Origin of the sequence: Shewanella sp. FDAARGOS_354, assembly GCF_002209245.2 — a bacterium.
Taxonomy (GTDB): Bacteria; Pseudomonadota; Gammaproteobacteria; order Enterobacterales; family Shewanellaceae; genus Shewanella; species Shewanella xiamenensis.
Window position 1 is genome coordinate 1,185,805 of record NZ_CP022089.2, and the last position, 21,096, is coordinate 1,206,900.

At 43.6% G+C, this 21,096-nt stretch carries 20 protein-coding genes; 5 read left to right on the forward strand and 15 right to left on the reverse strand.

Features of this window, described 5'->3' with window-relative positions; genetic code table 11:
* Positions 1-40: 40 nt before the first annotated feature.
* Positions 41-940, forward strand: a complete 900-nt coding sequence (locus tag CEQ32_RS05435) for an IS982 family transposase (RefSeq protein ID WP_088585327.1) — start codon at positions 41-43, stop codon at positions 938-940.
* On the opposite strand, the gene CEQ32_RS23190 is transcribed toward CEQ32_RS05435, so the two are convergent.
* From CEQ32_RS23190 to CEQ32_RS05445, 3 genes are all read right to left on the reverse strand, one after another.
* Positions 921-1,055 (reverse strand): hypothetical protein, encoded by a 135-nt coding sequence (locus tag CEQ32_RS23190; RefSeq protein ID WP_264291151.1) that lies wholly within the window; start codon positions 1,053-1,055, stop codon positions 921-923. The two genes, CEQ32_RS05435 and CEQ32_RS23190, sit on opposite strands and share 20 nt — an antisense overlap.
* 97 nt (positions 1,056-1,152) lie before the next feature.
* Positions 1,153-1,617, reverse strand: a complete 465-nt coding sequence (locus CEQ32_RS05440) for a hypothetical protein (protein WP_088585649.1) — start codon at positions 1,615-1,617, stop codon at positions 1,153-1,155.
* Positions 1,617-2,786 carry a PepSY-associated TM helix domain-containing protein gene (locus CEQ32_RS05445; protein WP_088585650.1) on the reverse strand — a complete coding sequence of 390 codons (1,170 nt, stop codon included), beginning with the start codon at positions 2,784-2,786 and terminating at the stop codon, positions 1,617-1,619. Before CEQ32_RS05445 ends, CEQ32_RS05440 begins: the two co-directional genes overlap by 1 nt.
* Before the next feature lie 476 nt (positions 2,787-3,262).
* Here CEQ32_RS05445 and CEQ32_RS05450 point away from each other — a divergent pair, with 476 nt between their 5' ends.
* Complete coding sequence (locus tag CEQ32_RS05450) at positions 3,263-4,189, forward strand: hypothetical protein (RefSeq protein ID WP_088585651.1); 927 nt, start codon at positions 3,263-3,265, stop codon at positions 4,187-4,189.
* 10 nt (positions 4,190-4,199) lie between these two features.
* Here the strand turns inward: CEQ32_RS05450 and CEQ32_RS05455 are convergent, their stop codons facing one another.
* The 7 genes from CEQ32_RS05455 to CEQ32_RS05485 form a co-directional block, all read right to left on the reverse strand.
* Positions 4,200-4,982, reverse strand: coding sequence for a CLCA_X family protein (locus CEQ32_RS05455; RefSeq protein WP_088585652.1), 783 nt, complete (start codon positions 4,980-4,982; stop codon positions 4,200-4,202).
* Between the two features lie 84 nt (positions 4,983-5,066).
* On the reverse strand, positions 5,067-5,870 hold the full coding sequence (locus CEQ32_RS05460; RefSeq protein ID WP_226871871.1) for a hybrid sensor histidine kinase/response regulator: 804 nt from the start codon (positions 5,868-5,870) through the stop codon (positions 5,067-5,069).
* 76 nt (positions 5,871-5,946) lie between these two features.
* Positions 5,947-7,557 carry an IS1634-like element ISSpu7 family transposase gene (locus CEQ32_RS05465; protein WP_011787758.1) on the reverse strand — a complete coding sequence of 537 codons (1,611 nt, stop codon included), beginning with the start codon at positions 7,555-7,557 and terminating at the stop codon, positions 5,947-5,949.
* 113 nt (positions 7,558-7,670) lie between these two features.
* Positions 7,671-8,768, reverse strand: a complete 1,098-nt coding sequence (locus CEQ32_RS05470; RefSeq protein ID WP_088585654.1) for a sensor histidine kinase — start codon at positions 8,766-8,768, stop codon at positions 7,671-7,673.
* Complete coding sequence (locus CEQ32_RS05475; RefSeq protein ID WP_088585655.1) at positions 8,758-9,066, reverse strand: hypothetical protein; 309 nt, start codon at positions 9,064-9,066, stop codon at positions 8,758-8,760. Before CEQ32_RS05475 ends, CEQ32_RS05470 begins: the two co-directional genes overlap by 11 nt.
* Positions 9,059-10,264, reverse strand: coding sequence for an EAL domain-containing response regulator (locus CEQ32_RS05480; RefSeq protein ID WP_088585656.1), 1,206 nt, complete (start codon positions 10,262-10,264; stop codon positions 9,059-9,061). The genes CEQ32_RS05475 and CEQ32_RS05480 overlap by 8 nt, the downstream gene beginning before the upstream one ends.
* Positions 10,261-10,659, reverse strand: coding sequence for a hypothetical protein (locus CEQ32_RS05485; RefSeq protein WP_226871872.1), 399 nt, complete (start codon positions 10,657-10,659; stop codon positions 10,261-10,263). Before CEQ32_RS05485 ends, CEQ32_RS05480 begins: the two co-directional genes overlap by 4 nt.
* A 128-nt stretch (positions 10,660-10,787) precedes the next feature.
* Between CEQ32_RS05485 and CEQ32_RS05490 the strand changes: the two genes are divergently transcribed.
* On the forward strand, positions 10,788-11,996 hold the full coding sequence (locus tag CEQ32_RS05490) for an IS4-like element IS10A family transposase (RefSeq protein ID WP_001206290.1): 1,209 nt from the start codon (positions 10,788-10,790) through the stop codon (positions 11,994-11,996).
* A 9-nt stretch (positions 11,997-12,005) separates the two neighbouring features.
* Here the strand turns inward: CEQ32_RS05490 and CEQ32_RS05495 are convergent, their stop codons facing one another.
* Positions 12,006-12,578, reverse strand: a complete 573-nt coding sequence (locus tag CEQ32_RS05495) for a helix-turn-helix transcriptional regulator (protein ID WP_226871873.1) — start codon at positions 12,576-12,578, stop codon at positions 12,006-12,008.
* Between the two features lie 991 nt (positions 12,579-13,569).
* On the opposite strand from CEQ32_RS05495, the gene CEQ32_RS05500 reads away from it, so the two are divergent.
* Complete coding sequence (locus CEQ32_RS05500; RefSeq protein ID WP_088585657.1) at positions 13,570-15,162, forward strand: ABC-F family ATPase; 1,593 nt, start codon at positions 13,570-13,572, stop codon at positions 15,160-15,162.
* Positions 15,163-15,305: 143 nt separating this feature from the next.
* Here the strand turns inward: CEQ32_RS05500 and CEQ32_RS05505 are convergent, their stop codons facing one another.
* Positions 15,306-15,587 (reverse strand): SRPBCC domain-containing protein, encoded by a 282-nt coding sequence (locus tag CEQ32_RS05505; RefSeq protein WP_264291152.1) that lies wholly within the window; start codon positions 15,585-15,587, stop codon positions 15,306-15,308.
* Positions 15,588-15,852: 265 nt separating this feature from the next.
* Complete coding sequence (locus CEQ32_RS05510) at positions 15,853-16,875, reverse strand: nuclease-related domain-containing protein (RefSeq protein ID WP_122040742.1); 1,023 nt, start codon at positions 16,873-16,875, stop codon at positions 15,853-15,855.
* A 351-nt stretch (positions 16,876-17,226) separates the two neighbouring features.
* On the opposite strand from CEQ32_RS05510, the gene CEQ32_RS05515 reads away from it, so the two are divergent.
* Entirely contained in the window at positions 17,227-18,858 is a 1,632-nt protein-coding gene (locus CEQ32_RS05515; protein WP_037429090.1) for a diguanylate cyclase, read from the forward strand.
* 31 nt (positions 18,859-18,889) lie between these two features.
* On the opposite strand, the gene CEQ32_RS05520 is transcribed toward CEQ32_RS05515, so the two are convergent.
* Together CEQ32_RS05520 and CEQ32_RS05525 are read right to left on the reverse strand one after the other, a co-directional pair.
* Positions 18,890-19,921, reverse strand: a complete 1,032-nt coding sequence (locus CEQ32_RS05520; protein ID WP_047532823.1) for an IS630 family transposase — start codon at positions 19,919-19,921, stop codon at positions 18,890-18,892.
* Positions 19,922-20,042: 121 nt separating this feature from the next.
* Positions 20,043-21,095, reverse strand: a complete 1,053-nt coding sequence (locus CEQ32_RS05525) for a protein-glutamate methylesterase/protein-glutamine glutaminase (RefSeq protein WP_055647832.1) — start codon at positions 21,093-21,095, stop codon at positions 20,043-20,045.
* Position 21,096 lies beyond the last annotated feature (1 nt).

Consider the following 21,096-nt stretch of genomic DNA (forward strand, 5'->3'; position numbering starts at 1 on the left):
CCGATCATTCGACCAAGAGTGATTAGAAAAAGGAACGAGCATGAACAAACTAGTTGAAACTTACTGTGATGTCGATGATTTCTGTCAGTTATTTATCCCACATTGGCAACGCTTATTGCTTGATAATGGTGAAATGAAGCGTAATAGACCTTGTCGCCTTTCTCCCGCAGAAGTGATGACCATTATCATTCATTTCCATCAATCACATTACCGAGATTTCAAAAATTATTATCTGCACTATGTTTGTCGCCAGCTAAAACCCTATTTTCCAGAGTTGTTGAGCTACACTCGTTTCCTTGCATTAATGCCTAGCGTCGTTGTCCCTATGTGTAGCTATCTGACTTCAAAGCTTGGAAAGCCAACGGGAATTCAGTTTGTCGACTCCACTAAAATTGAAGTCTGTCATATTATTCGAGCGAAGCGAAATAAGGTTTTTGAAGGCATTGCCGAACATGGAAAGGGAACTATGGGCTGGTCGTTTGGATTTAAACTGCATCTTATTATCAATCACTTGGGTGAAATTGTAGCGTTAAAACTGACGAAAGGTAATGTCGATGACAGGCAACCTGTCAGTGAAATGGCTGAGTCTCTTTTTGGTAAGCTTTATGGTGATAAAGGCTATATTAGCCAAGCCCTAACAGGTGAGCTTTTGGAAAAGGGCGTTGAGTTAATCACCACAGTTCGTAAGAACATGAAGAAAAAGTTTATTTCTCTATGGGATAGAGCAATCTTAAAAAAGCGATTCATCATTGAAACAGTGAATGACCAATTGAAGAACATTTCCTATATTGAACACTCAAGACACCGCAGCGAGCATGGGTTCATGCTCAATCTACTTGGTGGATTGATTGCATATTGTTTAAAAGAAGAAAAGCCATCGTTAAATCTAACAGCTCAGGAGCTTGAACTGTTAGATAGCTCTAATTTAGTGCTGGCTTAACCAGATCTGAGGTTAAGATAAGCAAAATAATCACCCCCATCCGCACCCGCTGCGCCATTTGCACTTTTTGTGTTGCGGCCGCGATTAACGCGAGTTCTGTTTCAGTAAATTCCATATCACATCCTATGCAGTAAAACCTACCCGATAAAAATAACCCTCAGGCACAGTTTGCACCTGAGGGCTAGTTTACTGCAAACAATTTGCTAGCGGTATTACTGAACTAACACCGCCTCGGGCACGGGCCATTGGCTAACCAACCATTCGCCCTGCCAATTTTGAATCGACACCCACAAGCTGTCCGTTGCCGCTAACTTAGCGCCCGTAATCGCATGCACATGCTGGCCATGTTTGCTGCCATGTAACACCCCATTTTCACCTTTTTGTAGGGCTTCTAATGGCAGTGCCACTGGGCCAATATTAGCATAAGCTTGACGAATATGGGCCACATCTCCCTGTTCAAAGATCAACATAAAATCTTTAACGTAATCATCGTGGTGTTTATAGGGCGACTTTAAATCTAACGGCATAGGCGCAATCTTAAACTCCCCTAGTTGCTGACTCGGCCAAGCGGGTGGAAAACTCGGGCTAAGCGACTGATAGAGGAACACTAAGGGTAAGATTAAAATCAAGCCACTGAGCTTGTATTTATGCTTTAACCAAAATACTGATTTTGCCATTAGCGAGCCTCCCCAATCATATCTGCGGCCAAATCTGTGGTTTCGGCCTGTTTAAAGGCGCGAACATGGCGCAATCCCCACATCATAAAACCAGTGATTGACATCCCAGAAAGCACCAGACCAAAAAAGAACCAAATGAACTTAGTCCAAATCCCTCCCAAGGTGCCGTAATGCAGCGGATCAGCAATATGCATTAAGGTTTGCATGCCTGTCATGGTTTCTGGCGAGCTGACACTGGCGATTTCGCCGGTCCATGGATTAATGCTCAGATTATAGGAATATTGATCATAAAAAATATGATCGCCGCTGCCGCTTAAATGATACATATCCCGTTGATGCTCAGGCAGCATCACATAACTTGGTTGAAAATCGGGGAAGCGCTGTTTGGCTAAACTTAAAGCCTCGGTAAAAGAGACATTGGCGCTTGGCACTTTTGAATCGCCAGCCTGTACTAGCGGCACTTGCTCGGCAGCAATCAATGGTGCATGGGGCTCGATATCAATATCCGCATGCCAGAAGATAGCTTGGACTAAATACCAAAGCCCGGTGAGGCTCATTATCGCGATAAACCAAATCGACCAAACACCCGATAACTTATGCAGATCCGACAACAAGGTCTTCTTTCCTTGCGTTAGACGTAATTTAGGCGCAAAAAAGCTGCGCCAAAAGCGTTTGTACACAATGAGCCCTGTCACTAATGAGGCAAGCATCAAGAGCGCCATAGAGCACACTAGGTAATACCCCAAGCTATAACCGCCTTGCCACGGAAACAACAGCCAACCATGTAATGAACGCATAAAGCCGATAAAAGTGATGCCTTCGTTGATCTGCTGGATCTCACCCGTATATTGATTCACATAGGCGATAGCATAAGGCTTATCGGCATCGGTAAAAGTAATGGCATTGACTATATAAGGCTCAAAGGTCATCGCTCCCATGACTTGCGCATTCGGATAGGCCTTTTCCACCACCAGCATTAATTCATCAACAGGTTTAGCGGGTAGCTCATTCGGATTGGTCGCACGGGCTGCAGGGTTAGTCAGCCAAGTCAGTTCATGACTAAGTACTGCAACCGTGCCCGTTAAGCAGATGAAACTGAATAAAATCCAGATGGGCAATGATACCCAGCCGTGTAACATAAACCAGAAGCGATTACTTATTTTCGCCATGGGGAGTTGTTCCTACCTCTTTTAAAATCCTGTCAGTGTAAAGTTAATACGAATTATTATCAATACGACATATGGGGAATCTACTATATTTACAAGATCAGTCACACATTTGAGGACGGCCAACCTCTGGATATTCAACTCAAGCAGCGCTTAGGATGGATGAATCGAGATAGGTTTAAATGAAAATGTTTATAGCATGCTGCTGATTACCACCGATTAAAATCGACATATATTCCTTAGCCTGTCGAAGGCGCGTCTAGATGAAACTCTGGAGCAATTGGTATAGGTTTCTTGCTGAGATACCTGTGTTTATGATGATTAGTGAGTAAGTAATACTGATAAACAAAACAGTGTAACGTACTGTTATTATAAAATTTTATTAATTATTTTATCGATAGCTTGTAGGCAATAATTCTTTAGTCAGCACAGAAGATCCAGTACACTAGCCCTCTTTGCTTTAGAGAGTCCTTGCGAGTATGCCCTATTCACACCCCTTAGCCGATGCGCCTCAGCCACATACGCATATGCACCGTCAATTGGCTAAGCCGCAACCTAGGATTTCCCTTAAAGCACTTGCCGAGCAACTCAAGCTTGAGCAAGCCACCATCATTGGCAATGCGTCAGGGGAATGGCAACCTGCCGCGAAAGGTCTCACCTTTATTTTTAATGGTACGCAATGTCCGCAGCATTTCACGCCCCATGGTCATGTGGTTACGATTGCCAATGGTGGCTTTGCCGAATCGCAATATGCTTTTGAAGTACAAGGTCATCCCCAAGGTGTGCAACTGGCGAAAGCATTAACCCAAGTCGCCACCGATCTCACTGCAACTCTCGGTTGCTGGCCATCATCTGGCTTAACGGCGATCGTTCTTATGATGACCTTGGCACAACAACTACAAGTTCAGCGCATGTCGCTACTGCCCAGCTTACGGCGCAGTGTTGAACTGCCCGAGACGGTCCATCTCCCCTGCATGGTTCATAACTGGTTAGGGGAAAGAAGAATCGCTAAAGCCCTACTCTGTGATCGCTTAGACTGGGCTGAATTTACGCTGAAACCTTGGGAGCAAACAACGGAGGCAACACACCAAGTAAACTTTATCAGTGAAAGTGAAGATCCCTTTATCAAACTGGATTTATTGAGACAATATCGCCTCATTGAGTGTGTAAATGAGGATACCAAGCAAGGAGTTCGGCAGCATTTAGCCGAGTTAGCCTGCATTCCCAGTGCGATTTGGTTGCAGTATGCGGATAAAGCTAAACTCATCGCATGTGAGTCGCTGTTTTTTAATCATCAGCCCGAAACACAGCTCAGCCCTTGGTATTTAATGGATTACCACGCCTCACAATGGCTCGATCCCATTCGCCACCAACTTGCCTACTGCCAGCAGCAACTCGCCGATTAACACTGTTCGCTTATCCTACTTTCCCTAACGCTATGCCTAATGGCTCAAAGTAGGCTATCAAGGCATTAAAGATACGTTGTCTATGTGATTCATCGGGATAAGCTCCTTCCTTTGCCAGCGCAGAGTAACGTGTGCCAGACACCAAATACGGATTTTGGATCCCTTGATAGGATTCGATACACGCTTCAAAGGCCCGAGCCATCATTTCGGTGGGTTTAGCAAAATACTGCGCACCATAACGCTTATCTAATGCTATTGCGCGGCGTACATAATCGCTCGGCGCTAGATTGTCATCAGAGAGTAATGTCACTCGAAAAATTTCGGCTAAACGTTGATTTAACGGATGATCAATGAGCGGCAGATCAGCAAGCCATAAATCGCTGGCGCACTTAAAACGTCCCGTGGTTCGCGAAAACGCCTTAGGCGCCACATAATGGTCAAACGCATGCCAAAATTCATGGGCCAAGGCGCCAGCGCCGGCATTTTTTGCCAATGCCAGCTCTCTAGCTGCTGGCGCATAATGGGCCTGCACACCCTTTTGCCCGCCATGACCAAAAGCAAGGCTTAAGGTTTGCCTTAGCCCTAAGGTTAAGGGCGGTAAATGCAGGATAAAGGCAAGGTCTGCCAGCGAATCAAACACTAAATTCGCGGCAATTAAGGATTCTTCCCGCGTAACCCAACGCCCTACGCGCACATGACTAAAGCCAAAGGTTTGTTTCACGTCGAGAAAAGTCATTTGCTCCCCAAAGCGATAATCGGGGCCATGACGGTGGTATTGCTTATGGATTAGCACAATCCGTTAGAATCGTCGGTTAAGTATGTATAAAGGCCATTCTATGTGAAAGCCGAATGTATTTATAGTGTTCCAGTAGCTATCCTATACTGGCGTAATTGCCGCTAATTTGCTCAAAAATACTTCTAAACTAAAGGGCTTTTGGATAAAGACCACATCGGGAAATCGCCCAAGTGCTGGGATCTCATCACTATCATTGGCTGAAAGCAGAAAATACTGGCATTCCCAAGTACTATCATCCATCTCAATGATAAGCTGGCGCATTTGTTGGATTAACACTAATCCGTCAGTCTCCTTTAACCGATAATCGACAATCACCAATGGTGGCCGCAGCGTTTTAAATAGCCTTAACGCCGATTCAGCCTGATCTGTACAGTGGATTTGAGCAAAATGGGACTCGAGCGCTCCACGGCAAATCTCAAGATTAAACAGATTATCGTCCACTAATAGTAATGGTTGCTGGGTATAACGGTGTATTGGCTCCTGCTTCTGGTGATAAAACTGACACGGAAAGTGCATTAATACCGTGGTTCCTCGTCCTTGCTGACTGCGTATCCGTAATTTACCGCCAATCTGCTCCAATAATCGCTTACAGGTATAAAGCCCAAGCCCTATTCCCGAAATACCATAGGAGCTGGACAGTGATTGATAAATAAAGGGACTATCTAACGCCCGCTTTGCCTGCATAGGCATACCTTCACCAAAATCACGGATCAACACCCTCAACATAGGTGAAGCTGAAGCTTGATTAAATGAAGGATGTAAATCCATATAACAGTGTACCTGCTCACCAGTACTGTATTTAAAAGCATTATTAATAATATTGGTGACAAGTTGGAATAGCTTAGTGCCATCAAGCTTAAGCAAGTCAGGTAACCTATCACTCACCGACACCGTGAGGGTTTTACCCGAAGTAGTATTGAAAGCTTGATAGTATTCCTGAATCCGACATTCCGCAGCTAATTTAGGAATAAACTACCTCATAGAATCTACCGAGTAATTTGAGTAGTTGTGTTTGGTGATCTTGAAGTCCAGTGATGAACCTTTGGCCGTTAATCTCTAGCGTATCTATGCCTTCGAATTGCAAGAAGACCCAACGTGCCGTCGGTCTGGAGGTCGTCTTGTTCTTTACCATACTTGGGAAGAACGCTTCGGTTTGTGCGAGTTGTTCTCTGATTTTGTGTTCTAAACTAGCGTAAACAAGCAAGCTCAACGTCATTATCATTAGCAACGCTTCAATGCGCTCAGGCTTTTTCAAGAAGATGGAAGAGGTTAAAAACTCAGGGCTTTTTAGAAAACGGAAGCCGCGCTCGACTTTTTGTTGCGATTTGTAATGTGCTAGAAGAGCCGCCATGGTGAGTGCTTCATTGTCGGTGTCATTCGTCGCGAGGATAAACATGCCTACTTTGAGCTTAGCCAGTTTTACTTTTTCTAGGTCGGTGAAGGGGGCGGCTTCGATAAAGTATTGGTATCCTGTCGGTGCTTCATCTGTCTTTGGGCGGCCCGAATGAGAGTAAGTCGGCTGTTTGATGAGAGTGCCTTGTTCAAACCCAAGTAAGTCACATTGTTTCTTGAAATCGTTAAACGCTAATTCTGCGTCAACTTCACAAGCGAATGGTTTTTTACTTAGCTTTTCCAACGCTTTGATTTCTTTTGCTATGTTTTTCTCTAAGTTCTTGAAGAAAGTGATTTCTTCCCGCTTGGTGGCCTGTTCACTGTGAACGAGCAACCAACGTTGATTGACCTTTCCGTAATCCGAGTCTATCCAACATCCTGAGTAGCCATGACCGATAGTGCTTAATTGCTCTGGCTCTAGCGCAAGTAGTGCTTGTTTTGCGAGCTTGATGGTCATGGGGACACGGGTAATGAATTTTTGATTTTGCTCATCTAGCGAGGAGATGCTTTCTTCGGTGTACAAAGCGGCATCAGCGATAAAGTAACGACTATTTTGCGCGGCTTTTAGGCAATGTATGTGTCTTTTAGTGACTTCAGCGAATGCCTTGGCATCATTGGTGTTACCACTCAGTGCTTGCATGTAAACAGGAATACCTGCTTGGTTTTCACAGATGAGTTCAAGCACGACTTGGTTAAGCTCTGGCCTATGATCCCGACTATAACCTCTTACAAGCTTAATCACGTTGGTGTTTTCATCTTGTGCATACTCACCATCAACGTGGAAGCTAGTGATATCAAGATGAACAGAATCGGTCGTCAAGCCCAGTTTATCAACAACACGCTCAGCAATAACCTGATAGAGCGCTGAGACATCGGCTTCGTATAGAGCATCTAATGTGCGGCCTAGTACATCATCAGTCAGGTGGTGTGCTTCAATGTCTTTGGCGAGTAGCTTAGATACAGGCTTGGTCTTAAAAAAGTCCGAGAACATGTGCAGTGTTCTGCTATGAAAGCCAAGTCCATTTAGGAGCATGGCCAATACCGCGTCACCATGAGAAACATTGTGGTCAGAATATTTTGGGATAACGGCATCTATCATCCGTGGCAGGCCAATTTCGTGACAAAAGGCGGCAATGAGACCAAGGTGATCTAAGCGTTTAATAACAGGATGGGTAGACATATTTTGAGACCGTCAAATAGCAGTAATAGATCAAAACTGTCGATCGCGGTCAAGATGGTGTCGTAGTTTTTATGAAAAGCTGATCGCCAGATCACACTATTTAAATTCTGGAATTAGCTGCGGAATGACGGCTGAATGCGACCAACATATTCTCTGAGGTTAATCGCATGCTGATCTAATGTGAGTTTTCCAACTTCAGCCTTACTGTAATTTAATGTGTTTTCAGCAACCGAATAAAGCAAATTTGCTGACCAGATCATTTTATCGACAATATGGCTTAGCTCCTGTTTTGATGTGCCCTGCTGCGCTCGCTCGGATGGTATTGAAAGAGTTTTCTTGAGCATCCGGCTATAACCAAGCAACGCATTTATTGGCGTACGGATCTCATGATTAATACTGGCCATTACCGCTAATTTCGAACGATTTTCACATTCGATGCGTTCAATAAGCTGTTGATGTTTCGCTTTAAAAAACCATAGTAGCGAAAATGCTAGCCCAAGAAGCGCAATCGATAGGATTATAACGAAAAGCTCAATCACTTCCGCTCGAGGTACCTGATAATAAACCTGTAAATTGAAACGGGTCTGATATTCGTTCAATGTAATAAACTGACGATCTGAATAGGCAAATAAGCGCCAAATCCCCGTTGCAGCAGGGATATCACAGTAAGCGCTTCGTAAAATTGAATGCTCGAACTGATACGTAATGCATACATCTTGCTCTTGATCGATACGCGTCAAAATCCTTTTTTGGGAAATGGCATAAATCAAATAAGGCATCTGAGGTTCATCAATCTTAACGGTCAAAAGGGTATAATTGATTAGCCTGGCGTGTAAACTCCCGTTGTCCATGATACTTAATGTTAATGGCTTAAGTTCTGGCAAAATGGATGGATCAGAAATATACGCCAGTTCGAGTTCAGGGGTTAATGTGAAGGCAACGGCAGATTTGATCTTCAGCAAATCCTTAGCAAATACTTCAAATTCTTTTGTGGTCACCGCAGCGGAAGCATTAAAAAACGATCGCAATGCATCTAACATAATACGGTGTTGTAAAAACATATCTTGGGATGATGAAAATACTGCCTGAGCTTTTTTTTGATAAACCGCTTTAAATTCATTAATTGAATGGGCAAGCGTTAAGCAAATAATAATCAGCGTAATAAATAACCCGGTAAGCAAGTACATGCTTGAAGTATATTTACTCCCCATTATCTTGCTCCTTTAAGGCATTTAACAAAAATTGGATCTGGGTGTTAAAAGCCGACACTGAAGCCAAATTTGAAACACACAACGTCTCATCCAAGGCGAGATAACTCGTCATCCCCAAAAACTCATGCCTAAGGTCAGAAAAACATTCTTCAGCGTTGAGTGACATAAGTTGCAGACTCATGCGTTCAAGCTCTATGAGTAAAGCTCGCCTTAACACTTGTTGCTGCGGCTGTTGATATTGCGCCAAAAAAACTGACAACGCTTGCTTCACTTGGTGTTCAAGCCCATGATTATTCATGTATTAAACACTCACTTTGATAATGGCCTATCCAGTTAATAAGGTAACGAGCTTCAATGGGTGGACTATACAAATATCCCTGTGCTACATCACAACCTAAGGCTGTCAAAATAGCGGCAATAGCGGCGGTTTCTACGCCTTCGGCAACCACTTTTACGTGCATCTTTTGCGCTAGGGCAATGGTCGACTCAACAATTAAATAATGTTGATGATTGATATCCATATCGGAGACAAAACTTTTATCAATTTTTATTTCTTTAAAAGGAATAGCATCAAGACGATCATAGGTCGAATAGCTTTTACCAAAATCATCCAGTGAAATATCAATATTATTAATAATGAGCCTGGCAATCGAATTAAGAACTCGATCTTGATTAATGATTTCCTGTGATTCAGTTAACTCTAAAATTAAGTGAATCCCCGTATGAGCACGACTAGACTCGATAATGTATTCAATTAACTCCTCACAGGTGAGATCATCTGCCGTAATATTGATTGATAATGAAAATGGGGTGAGTAGAGGCTGTCGTAGCCAACACTGCAACGCCTGAGAAATCACCATCCGCGAAAAAATACTGTTTAATCCCTGTTGATTGATTAAAGGCAAAAATACATCGGGATAAATATAACCATGGTGGCGATCACATAAACGAGACAACACCTCAAAACCAGTAATTTCTTGGGTTTTTAAATTAATCTTTGGCTGGTAACAGAGGATCAACTGTTCATCCTTAAGTAACTGTTGAACGTTGATATTTGCATGTCGGTGACCTCGATGACGATGGGTAGTTGACTCAGGCACATCTTCGGTGTCGGTCGTAAGCAATGGCATTAAGATATCACTGGCATTGACAGGCTTTGCAAACACACCCAATAGGTTTAACCTGAGTGTATGAATAATACCGTCTACCAATTCAAGAGTTCGTTTATCGGAAGAACTGATCACGGCAATCGGAATCGACATCCACCGAGGCTCTGTCGCTAACATATTGATGACAGCAATACCATCGCCCTGATCCATCTTCAAATCGATAATGATGAGATCGAGTGATACATTTAACCCCATAATTAAATCAATCCCTTGATTGCCATTACTGGCTTCATAAATATTAATTTCATTTTCGGCTAAACATTTATTGATATCCGCTTTGAGCGTTTCTCGGATAAATTTTTGATCATCAATAATGAGTATATTCATATATTGGTCTCTAGCTGCATAAAGAAAATAGGATCGATTGTCTGAGACTTAGCCGAAGGAATAACCGATAATTTCAGCAAATTTCGATTAGCCATGACTTCGGTTCTACTGGCGAAAAAGGAATAATTCTTTATAGATCTATGATTGTTTTCTAAGGTTCTAATTTTAAAAATAGGTAACTTGAATTGGGAAAGCTTCCTTTTTAAGGATTCATCACATATGCTGAAACTTAAGTACTTTATCGAACGACATAAAGCCATTTCATTCAGGTAGACAGACATCATATAGTTTTCAATATGAGGTGTGACACCAAAAGAAGAAAACACCATTAAGGTATCGGGGCTAGACTGACTGTTATGACTAATAACCTCAAACAAATCCACTTCATCATTCATAAATTCGAGCGCGACCTTAGCGCTGAAGAATCCCCTGATGATTTACAAATAAATCATCAAATTAGAGTGGAAGCGCATCTTGTTGCATGATCAAATGGTTTCGCTAAAAACTACACTTGGACAACAAGATGCGCGAAGCCAATATCCTACAACATTCTTTACACCAATACTGCCCAGAACTTCACCTAAAACGATTAAACAGCTTGATGCTGGCCTCTAAGGCACTGATTGAATGTAAGACACTGACCTTGACTGAGTTAGGTCGAAATTTACCAACCACGGCCCGAACCAAGCACAACATCAAGCGCATTGATCGTTTGCTCGGCAACACGCATCTGCATCAAGAACGGTTAGCTGTCTACCAATGGCATGCCAGCCTCATCTGTTCTGGTAACCCTATGCCGATTGTGCTCGTCGATTGGTCAGACATCCGAGAGCATAAACGCATCATGGCTCTGCGCGCCTCAATAGCCTTCAATGGCCGCTCTATTACCCTGTATGAGAAGTCCTATCCCCTATCAGAACAATGCTCTAAGGCCTCCCACAACGGTTTTTTAGCGGACTTAGCCAAGATTTTACCTTTGCATGTTACCCCTCTCATCGTGACTGACGCGGGGTTCAAAGTGCCTTGGTACAAAGAGGTTGAGGCGCATGGTTGGTTTTGGCTAAGCCGTATTCGCGGTACAGTTCAATTTGCAGATATTGGCGCTGAAAATTGGCGTGCAGTTCGCAGTACACATGACTTGGCCAACGGTCAAGCGAAGAGCCTGGGTTGTAAGACCTTGACCAAAACTAACCCTATCAATTGCCATCTCACGCTTTATCGTAGCAAACCTAAGGGGCGTACAAATCAGCGTTCAACGAGGACTAATTGCCACCATCCATCGGCAAAAACGTACTCAACATCGGCGAAAGAGCCTTGGGTGTTAGCCAGCAATTTACCACCAGAATCTCGGAGCCCAAAGCAGCTGGTAAACCTGTACGCCAAACGTATGCAAATAGAGGAAACCTTTCGTGACCTCAAAAGCCCGGCATACGGCTTTGGCTTACGCCAAAGTCGTACCAACAGTCCAGAGCGATTCGACATCATCCTACTGATAGCGTTGATGGTTCAATGCCTGTTGTGGCTAGTTGGTTTACACGCACAGCAACAGGGCTGGGATAAGCATTTTCAGGCCAATACCATTGGGCATCGAACGGTACTCTCAACGATTCGCTTGGGATTGGAGGTACTCAGGCGGCCTGATTATCAAATCACGGAGAAAGAATTGCTGGCGGCCTGGGTATTATTCGCCAATCAGTTGCTCAAATATGGCTATGCTATGGCTGATTTATGAGGGGATCCTTCAGACCTTAGCGTGCGTGCGGCAAAACAAACAATGCCCAACAATCTGCTCACCAAAACTAAATGCAACAACGAGCGATAATCCCAAAAAAAAGGGTTGCGATAATTGGAAATTATTCAAACAAAGCCGGGGGTTACTCTCATACACCAGGCTCAACTGTAGTAAGGTCAAAAAGTTATCATGATGGTTATCAATAAATTCGACACGATAAGGTTTATTACGATAATAAGGATGTTCGCTACGTTCGACACTCGAATCAAATAAATTAATCGAGGCGAGTCCTTCACTAACAAAACTTTTATCCAGCCGATAAATATCAAATAATTCTGAACCAAAAATTTCTACAATTTCTGCCTGTTTTGCTAGCGATGGAATATTGACTCCTCGCTCCCAACGGCTAATCGTAATCGCATCTAAAGCATCAAATAAACAACTTTTTTCCCTGAGTAAACAACATAAATCTTCCTGTGAAAGTTGATTTTCAGTGCGTGTGTGTTTTAAGAAATTGGAGAATGTCTGTGCACTTGTTTTGCTTTGATAGGAGATAGGTGTACAAATCATAGCGTGTTCCATCAGTCTTTTTTATTTTCTCAAGCAGCTCCATATATGTCTCAAGGTCAACATCATCTATTGGTTCTGGATACCTTAGGGTATAGATAATCCAGATACGTTGCTGTTCTTCCACAAAATAGAGACCTGTGATTTTCTCTTCTTGCATCACTTATACCTTTATAGATTTAGCCATATAACCATAATTTTGCTACGGTAATAGCAGTATAAGTGTCATCTTTTAAATAAGACCATGGCACTATTACAGTGTGTCATGGGAAAAAGTGTCTAGTGAACCATGCGGTAATATCTATTCGAACAAGCTGTATTACTGACGATACAAATAGATACAGAAATCAAACATAGAATTGCAATGTTTTATTACCATTCAGTTAAATATCGGCCTCGAAGAAAATAAAGGCGCAATCGCTAACACCAGTATTTCGATAAGCAGACAACGGCGGCAACTCATGCCAACTAACGAGACTAATTATTGAATCAAGGGGGCATGACAGTGAAGAAGGCACTGAAACCCTAAGCGGTTTTTTATTCTAAAATTTGCATAAATAAAAGGCTAACCTAGGGGATTTCGCTAAAGGATATGCACATTGGTGAATAGTAATTCAAAATAACCTGTGCGCTTGGTGAGCAAAACCCGCTTTAGGAGGCAAACGAGGCGAACCCATAGTGGAAATAAGCAGTAATTAACCACTCCAAGGTTTAAATGGGTTCTGCTAATCACAGGCATCACTCAAGGATAAAGGCGCTTACGTAGATGCCCTTCCCTCGCGGAGCCAAGAGACACTGCATGCTTATTAAACGGGCTTCATCGGCAAGTTTCTTATCTTTAAGGATTTGTTTGTAACTCGCATATTGCGCGTGAAATCGCTATACTGCGCGGCCAAATTATCTTGGCCAAGACTTTGCTGACATCAGCATGATTGTTGCAACGGCGTTTGTCAGCAACGCAGCCGGTTTAAGCCTTTTATTAAGACGTAACTCCTAGGACATCCCCTTGATCTCTACCGCAAATATCACCATGCAATTCGGCCCTGAGCCATTATTTGAAAATATCTCGGCAAAATTTGGCAACGGCAACCGTTATGGTTTGATTGGCGCTAACGGCTGCGGCAAATCGACTTTTATGAAGATCTTAAGTGGCGCCCTCGCCCCGACATCAGGCAACGTGTCCATCACCCCAGGCCTAAAAGTCGGCACCCTAAGCCAAGATCAATTCGCCTTTGAGCAATACACGGTTATCGATGCAGTGATTATGGGTGATACCCAGCTGTGGAAAATCAAACAAGAACGGGACGCCATCTACGCCAAGTCAGATATGAGCGAAGAAGATGGCATGCGCGTGGGTGACTTGGAGAGTGAGTTTGCCGAGATGGACGGTTACAGCGCCGAGAGCCGCGCGGGCGAAATCCTGATCGAAGCCGGTATCGAAGAGTCTTTCCACTACGGTCCTATGTCTCAGGTTGCGCCTGGTTGGAAACTGCGGGTGTTATTAGCCCAAGCGCTGTTTGCTAACCCTGATATCTTGCTACTCGACGAACCGACCAACAACTTAGATATTCATACCATTAGTTGGCTTGAAACTGAGCTGAATAAACGCAAATGTACCATGATCATCATCTCCCACGATAGGCATTTCCTTAATGCAGTGTGTACCCATATGGCGGATATCGATTACGGCGAACTGCGTATTTATCCCGGCAACTATGACTATTTTTTAGCCCAATCGGCATTGTTGCGTGAACAACTCTTAGCTGGCAACGCCAAAAAGAGCGCCGAGATTGAAGAATTACAGGACTTTGTTAACCGCTTTGGTGCCAACGCTTCTAAGGCAAAACAAGCCAGCTCGCGCGCCAAACGCATGGACAAAATTAAACTGGATGAAGTGAAATCCTCCAGCCGAATTACCCCATCGATTCGTTTTGCTGCTGGCAAGAAAATGCATCGCCAAGCCTTAGTGCTAGAAAATCTTGGCCATGGTTTTGATGGCGAAAACTTATTCGAAGGTGGTGATTTAATTCTCGAAGCTGGCGCAAAACTAGCAATTATTGGCGAGAACGGTGTGGGTAAAACCACCCTATTACGCTGTTTAGTCAATGAATTAATCCATAATGAAGGCACGATTAAGTGGTCCGAAAATGCCGCTATCGGCTATTGCCCACAGGATAGTACCAGCGATTTCGATAATGACTTGACTATCATTGAATGGATGGACCAATGGCGCCAACCCAAACATAACGATTTGATGGTACGCGCCATGTTAGGTCGTTTGCTGTTTACCGAAGATGATGCTAATAAAAAGGCTAAAAACTGCTCCGGCGGAGAGAAAAACCGTTTAATTTTCGGTAAGTTAATGATGCAAGATATCAACGTCATCATTATGGACGAACCGACTAACCATATGGATATGGAAGCAATTGAAGCGCTCAATAATGCCCTCAAAGATTTTGAAGGCACGCTGATTTTTGTCAGCCATGACCGCGAATTTGTTTCTTCGTTAGCGACTCGCATTATTGATATTCGTGATAGAAAATTGGTGAACTTTCAAGGGACGTTTGATGAGTATCTGGCAAACCTTGCCAGTGCGTAGCCCTGCGGGTACTAGGTACTAAGCCTTTTTAAAGGCTTTATCCTTTGCCAATAAAATTACCCAATAAAAAAGACGCTTCACTCTACTCGAGATAAGCGTCTTTTTTATATCACCCTTTTTATATCACCCAGTGACTGACGACCTCATTCCGTCTTCGCTTCCACCAAAGCCGCAAGTTGCAGTAGTGACTCTTGCCAGCCTAAATAACACATCTCCTCAGGAATAATCGCAGGAATGCCCTCCTGTACTATCTGCAAGCGGGTACCACAGGCTACCTCGGCAAGTTCAATTGTCACCTGCATCACCCCGGGTAGATTAGCATCATCAAATTGGTCGCTATGGCGGATAAGTTTATTAGGGATTAGCTCGGTATAAGTCACCTTAAAAGAATGACTGTACCCGGTCGCAAATTGGGTAAAACTCATGGAATACCCTGCACCGACAGCCAACTCAAACTCATGAATTGCCCCGACAAAGCCATAAGGTGGTAATCAACGTTCTAACGCCGCTTTATCGGTAAATGCTTTGTAGACTAACGCCGCTGGCGCACGCAACACCCGATGTAATCTCACTGTACCAGTGTTATCCGACATATCCTTATCCTTCCACTTGTTTATAGGTTATATGGTGTTCTTAAAGATAGCGCAATAATCCATTCATTATCACCTTAGCGAGAATCTAACTCTAATATCAACTTGAGATGGTTGGTTCAACGCGACGATGCTTAAACTGCTTTAAGTGCAATGACTTAGCATCAGAGTTCGACTGCTGCTTGGCGATATCCAGCCGTTCTGCAGCGCGAGAAAATTCTAAATGTGTGTTTTGAGAAGTTTCACTCGTTTGTACTTTATATTGAGCGATAAAACTCAAAAGTCCCGACTCATTTACCACATTTTTAGGCAATGGGGTTTTAAAGCTCACCTCATCACTAAAAACGACTACAGAATGGAGCCCCTCGACTAACCCTAAGCAATGGGCAACCGCTAAACAATGTTTATAATTTTGATGGAGCGGATTTTTAAAGCGAGTTTGTTTAGTAAAAATTTTCTGCGTCCACTGCGCTTGCTTCTCTCCCCCAAATATCCAGCCAGAGTAATTTTTAACTTCAAGAACAAAAACACCAAAATGAGTCAATAAGACTAAATCAACCTCTGTCAAAGAGGGCGTGCCTTCACTCAACTCATCCATGGGTAAAATTAGATTACGATAAAGTCGGTAGTCCTCATCTTTTAGTCCTTGCTTGAGTAAGTTAGCGACTCGCTTTTCACCCTGTTGGCCTAACCTTTCGGCTCGGTATCGTCTTAGCAATGGACGAAATAGCCATATGGCTACAGTCAACACAATCATAAAGACTGGGATACTCACAAGAATAGATAGCGCCTCGAGTATTGAGGAAATAGGTGAGATCGCGCTTGGAGTGGGCGTATGTTTAGGTGTTATCTCGGTAGGGATCACATTGGATTTCTGCTCCGGCGTATCATGGCGAGCAGTGAATTGCGTTTTAGGCTGGTTAGTTAGGGATTTTATGCCATTGGCTACGGGTTGCTGACAACGCTCATCGAATCTTGCTTTGAGCTCCTGATAACGCGGCGTGGTTGGATGCCAATCTTGGATCTCACTTTGGATAAGGATACAGATGGCTTCAGAATCTTGTTTCTCTAATGCTTTTAGCGAGAATGGATAAATACCAACGACACTGGCCGTTACAGCCAACAATATACAAAACTTGGCGTTGTGCCTGATATTCTTTACGCATCCCTTCACGTTGAAATCACTCCTGTTACCATTGCTAACGCTTATAAATTAATTGATCTTACTTATTATTTTCTAATTGCATAGGTTATTTCCACTAAGCGCTATCAAAGTATCACTTCAGCTAAAAATAGGTAGCTTTAAGGTTTAAATGTTATTAACACTGTATTTCTGCCGCATTTTTTCTCCCTTGGTTTACACTCATTAGGTACCCAACAAAACACAACTAAATACTAAATCTCTAAGGGGTATTGCATACGCAGCAGCGCTGCACCAGTTTATTCTGTAAATCCTTATCATGGTGATGGTTTTATGAGTCTTGAAGAATCCTTAGAACAACTCAAACGTCAGTATTTACATGCTTTGCCTGATAAAAAGAAACAAATCATTACGTTATGGATCTCACTACGGAAAAACTGGCAAGGACATATGCTGTCAGCCGTTTATCGCGAAGTGCATAATTTAAAAGGTTCCTGTGAAACCTTTGGCTTAATCGAGACCAAAGATCTAGTCGATAAGCTTGAGCTTCAATTGAAACATCTTCTCGACACCCCAGCACCAACGCTAAATGTGATCAAAGGCCTAGATACGCTTTTTCACCAGTTACTGCAAAATAATCAGCATTGTCAGCCTGCGGCCCCCGTGGTTGAGGCGCAAATGCAACAAAGCCCCTATAAACCCTCAAAGTCTCGCCATGAATACTGTATTGCCATCATCGAAGATGACAGTAATGTGGGCTTAATGATCACAAAACAACTACACGAGTTTGGTTTTAATGTGCAACATTTCTTAAATTTTACCGACTTTCTCAAGGTGCAATACTCAAGTCCATTCGATTTAATTTTATTAGATCTTATCTTGCCCGATTATACCGAAGAGGCACTATTCGAAGCCGCCACCGAATTTGAGAAAAATAATACTCGGGTATTTGTATTATCTTCTCGTGGCGATTTTGATATGCGTTTATTAGCGATTCGTGCCAATGTCAGCGAGTATTTTGTTAAACCGGCCGAAACAACATTGTTGGTTCGTAAAATTCATCAATGGCTCAAAATGTCCGATAAGCCTCCCCTTAAAGTGCTGTTAGTGGATGATCAGCAATCGATGGTGGATTATTTTTCGAGCTTATTACGTAGCCATGGGTTAATGGTTAGAGGCATGACCAAACCCGAGCACGTCATGCCAACCCTGGAGCAATTTGAACCGGATTTATTTATCTTTGATCTCTATATGCCGGAGGTAAATGGCTTAGAACTGGCAAGAATGATCCGTCAGCTCGATAAATATACTTCAAGCCCTATTTTAGTGTTGAGCTCAGATGACACCATGCAAAATAAAGTCAGCATTATTCAGGCGGGATCCGATGATCTTATCTCTAAACAAACGGCCCCCAGCCTCTTTGTTACCCAAGTGATTTCCCGCGCGCAACGTGGCCATGATATACGCAGTTCTGCCAGCCGTGACAGTTTAACGGGCTTATTGAATCATACTCAAATCCTTGTTGCGGCTCGTCATAGTTTCAGCTTAGCCAAACGAGCAAACTCTTGCGTATGTATCGCGATGCTGGATCTAGATCACTTTAAGCAAGTGAATGATACTTATGGCCATTCAGGTGGTGATAAGGTTCTATTAGCTTTTTCGCACCTGTTACAACAGTCCCTACGCCCTGCGGATTTTATGGGGCGTTATGGCGGTGAGGAGTTTATGCTGGTCATACCTGACATGCCCGCACCGCTGGCGATTGCCAAAATTAATGCCATTCGCGAAAGCTTTAGCCATATTGTGTTTGTTGAAGAAGGCGCCGAATTTAAAGTCACATTGAGTGGTGGTTTGGCATTTTCAACCGAATGTCATCAGTTTCAAGAGTGTTTATTATTAGCGGATAAAAACTTGTATGAAGCCAAACGAAGCGGACGAAATTGTATTATCAATACCTTAGTTTAATGTATTGCCTAAATAGCTGATCCGAATACAGCTACATTTTCGCCGTGCCATGCCCACTGCCAGGAAATGGGGAAACGGTTCCCATAAAATGCCATACCATGCCAAGCAGTTCCCGTATGTTCCTGCAAGCGTGATTGCGGGTTACCGTTTCATGCAGTGCGAGCCATAAGCGTTCTATCTTGTTGACCCACGGCGAGTATACCGGCTGAAATAGTAATCTGAATTTGGGATTATGCTTGAGCCAAGCTACGGTCTTACGGCTCTTATGAATAATGTAATTGTCCAGGATGAGCGTGATGGTTTTGGCTTTGCGGTAATGACGCTTAAGCTTCTCCAACATGGCAATAAACAGCTCTGACGCTTTGCTATCGCTGCTTACATAAAGCACTTTTCCGGTGCTGGCATGCAGGGCTCCAGCTATGTAATGCTTACGGTTTTTGCCTGGGGTGACAACGCGTTTTTGCTGTCCTTTTGGCATCCAATCTGCCCCGATTTTTGGGTTCAAGTCGATGTCTACTTCATCTTCATAGAAAACCGGATGCTCGACGCAACACTGCTCAAGTGCCTGATTTATCGCGGCCATTTTCTCCTCTTTGTGTGGGTCTTTGATACGCAATGTCGGAACCGAGCGGCGCCAGACCATTCCTGCTTTGGGTAGTAATCGGCGGACGGTGGATGCAGCGATGTTGAGCTTAAGCTGTGCATTAATCACCATGGCAAGCAGTTCACTGCTCCAGCGGCTACGTTGGTAACCAAAGTCCTGTGGGCATAGCTGAATAAGCAAAGATAGACAGAGCAATATGGGGTCTATGGGCAAGCTTGCCGGCCGTCCCAGCGGCAGAGATTTAAGCCCATCAACGCCGCTTTCGGTATACCAGCCTAACCAACGACCAATACTGGAGCGTGCTGCACCAGTAGCATGATGAACGTCAGTAATCGACAGCCCTTGATGCAGCATCAGCATAGCGATAAGACGTCGAGCGAAGTGTTTATCCTTGGTTTTATGGATCAATTTCTGTAGTTGTTTGCGCTCTGCGCGACAAAGTGGTGGTAAGATGGCCATTCTCAGTCCTCGGCGAGTGGTGGGTTTGTTTGGCGATAGATCAGATCGCTCAAACAGGACTGAGTTCCCTTCCTTTGATCTACTATTTGGAACAGCTATTTAGGGTAAAAATCAGCATGACCTAGTCTCGTTTTAATGATGCCAAATACTGGAGCAGTTTATCCCCTAATTGAGGCAATTCTACTATATGATGAATCGCACCGCGTTTGATCGCCTCTTTAGGCATACCAAATACCACACAACTCTGCTCTCCTTGGGCAAAGGTTTTGCCACCTTGCTTATCTATCGCTTCCATCCCATCGGCCCCATCTTTACCCATACCAGTTAGGATCACAGCTGTCGCATTCGCGCCCGCATATTGAGCCAATGAATGGAATAACACGTCCACTGATGGTCTATGCCCACTGACTTTGTCACCTTGGCTAAGCTTTGCCTTAAAACTCCCACCGACTTTGATGATTTCTAAGTGCTGATCCCCTGGTGCTATGTAGGCATAACAAGGTAATAACCGCTCCCCTTCCTCAGCTTGCTTTACATTAAGACGAGTGAGTTTGTTTAGTCGTTCTGCAAAGGTACGGGTAAATCCAGCAGGCATATGTTGCGTAATCACGATTGGCGGCATAACCGCAGGAAATTGTTGTAAAAGGTGCAAAATAGCCTCGGTCCCGCCAGTGGAAGCTCCAATAGCCACTAACTGGGTATTAACAGTACGTTGATTTAAGGCAGGTTTTAAACTGGGTTTCAGCGTTATGGTCGGTGCAGGCAGGCTTTGCAACTTTGCCTTTGCCGCAGACTTAATTTTTTCGAGGATTAAATCCTGATATTCATTAAATCCCTGAGGTGAATCCAGCTTAGGCTTAGGAATAAAATCCACAGCTCCCAGAGCTAGTGCATTGAATGTCGCATCTGCGCCCTCTTCGGTTAAGGCAGAAATCATCACGACAGCTGTTGGTCTTGCCTTCATTAATCGATCTAAAAAAGTGAGTCCATCAACCTTTGGCATTTCAATATCTAAGGTAATCACATCTGGCCGAAATTGATTCACCATATCCTTGGCCATATAGGCATCGACTGCCATGCCAACGAGACACAACTCAGGATCGGACTCGACCATCCTGCCCAACAGACTGCGGATTAAGGCTGAATCGTCTACCACTAATACCTTTATTGCCATC

Coding starts and splice junctions, on each gene's coding strand:
- CEQ32_RS05435 (WP_088585327.1), top strand. CDS start 41: ATGAACAAACTAGTTGAAACTTACTGTGATGTCGATGATTTCTGTCAG.
- CEQ32_RS23190 (WP_264291151.1), bottom strand. CDS start 1,055: ATGGAATTTACTGAAACAGAACTCGCGTTAATCGCGGCCGCAACACAA.
- CEQ32_RS05440 (WP_088585649.1), bottom strand. CDS start 1,617: ATGGCAAAATCAGTATTTTGGTTAAAGCATAAATACAAGCTCAGTGGC.
- CEQ32_RS05445 (WP_088585650.1), bottom strand. CDS start 2,786: ATGGCGAAAATAAGTAATCGCTTCTGGTTTATGTTACACGGCTGGGTA.
- CEQ32_RS05450 (WP_088585651.1), top strand. CDS start 3,263: ATGCCCTATTCACACCCCTTAGCCGATGCGCCTCAGCCACATACGCAT.
- CEQ32_RS05465 (WP_011787758.1), bottom strand. CDS start 7,557: ATGTCTACCCATCCTGTTATTAAACGCTTAGATCACCTTGGTCTCATT.
- CEQ32_RS05470 (WP_088585654.1), bottom strand. CDS start 8,768: ATGGGGAGTAAATATACTTCAAGCATGTACTTGCTTACCGGGTTATTT.
- CEQ32_RS05475 (WP_088585655.1), bottom strand. CDS start 9,066: ATGAATAATCATGGGCTTGAACACCAAGTGAAGCAAGCGTTGTCAGTT.
- CEQ32_RS05480 (WP_088585656.1), bottom strand. CDS start 10,264: ATGAATATACTCATTATTGATGATCAAAAATTTATCCGAGAAACGCTC.
- CEQ32_RS05485 (WP_226871872.1), bottom strand. CDS start 10,659: ATGAATGATGAAGTGGATTTGTTTGAGGTTATTAGTCATAACAGTCAG.
- CEQ32_RS05490 (WP_001206290.1), top strand. CDS start 10,788: ATGCGCGAAGCCAATATCCTACAACATTCTTTACACCAATACTGCCCA.
- CEQ32_RS05495 (WP_226871873.1), bottom strand. CDS start 12,578: ATGGAACACGCTATGATTTGTACACCTATCTCCTATCAAAGCAAAACA.
- CEQ32_RS05505 (WP_264291152.1), bottom strand. CDS start 15,587: ATGAGTTTTACCCAATTTGCGACCGGGTACAGTCATTCTTTTAAGGTG.
- CEQ32_RS05515 (WP_037429090.1), top strand. CDS start 17,227: ATGAGTCTTGAAGAATCCTTAGAACAACTCAAACGTCAGTATTTACAT.
- CEQ32_RS05520 (WP_047532823.1), bottom strand. CDS start 19,921: ATGGCCATCTTACCACCACTTTGTCGCGCAGAGCGCAAACAACTACAG.
- CEQ32_RS05525 (WP_055647832.1), bottom strand. CDS start 21,095: ATGGCAATAAAGGTATTAGTGGTAGACGATTCAGCCTTAATCCGCAGT.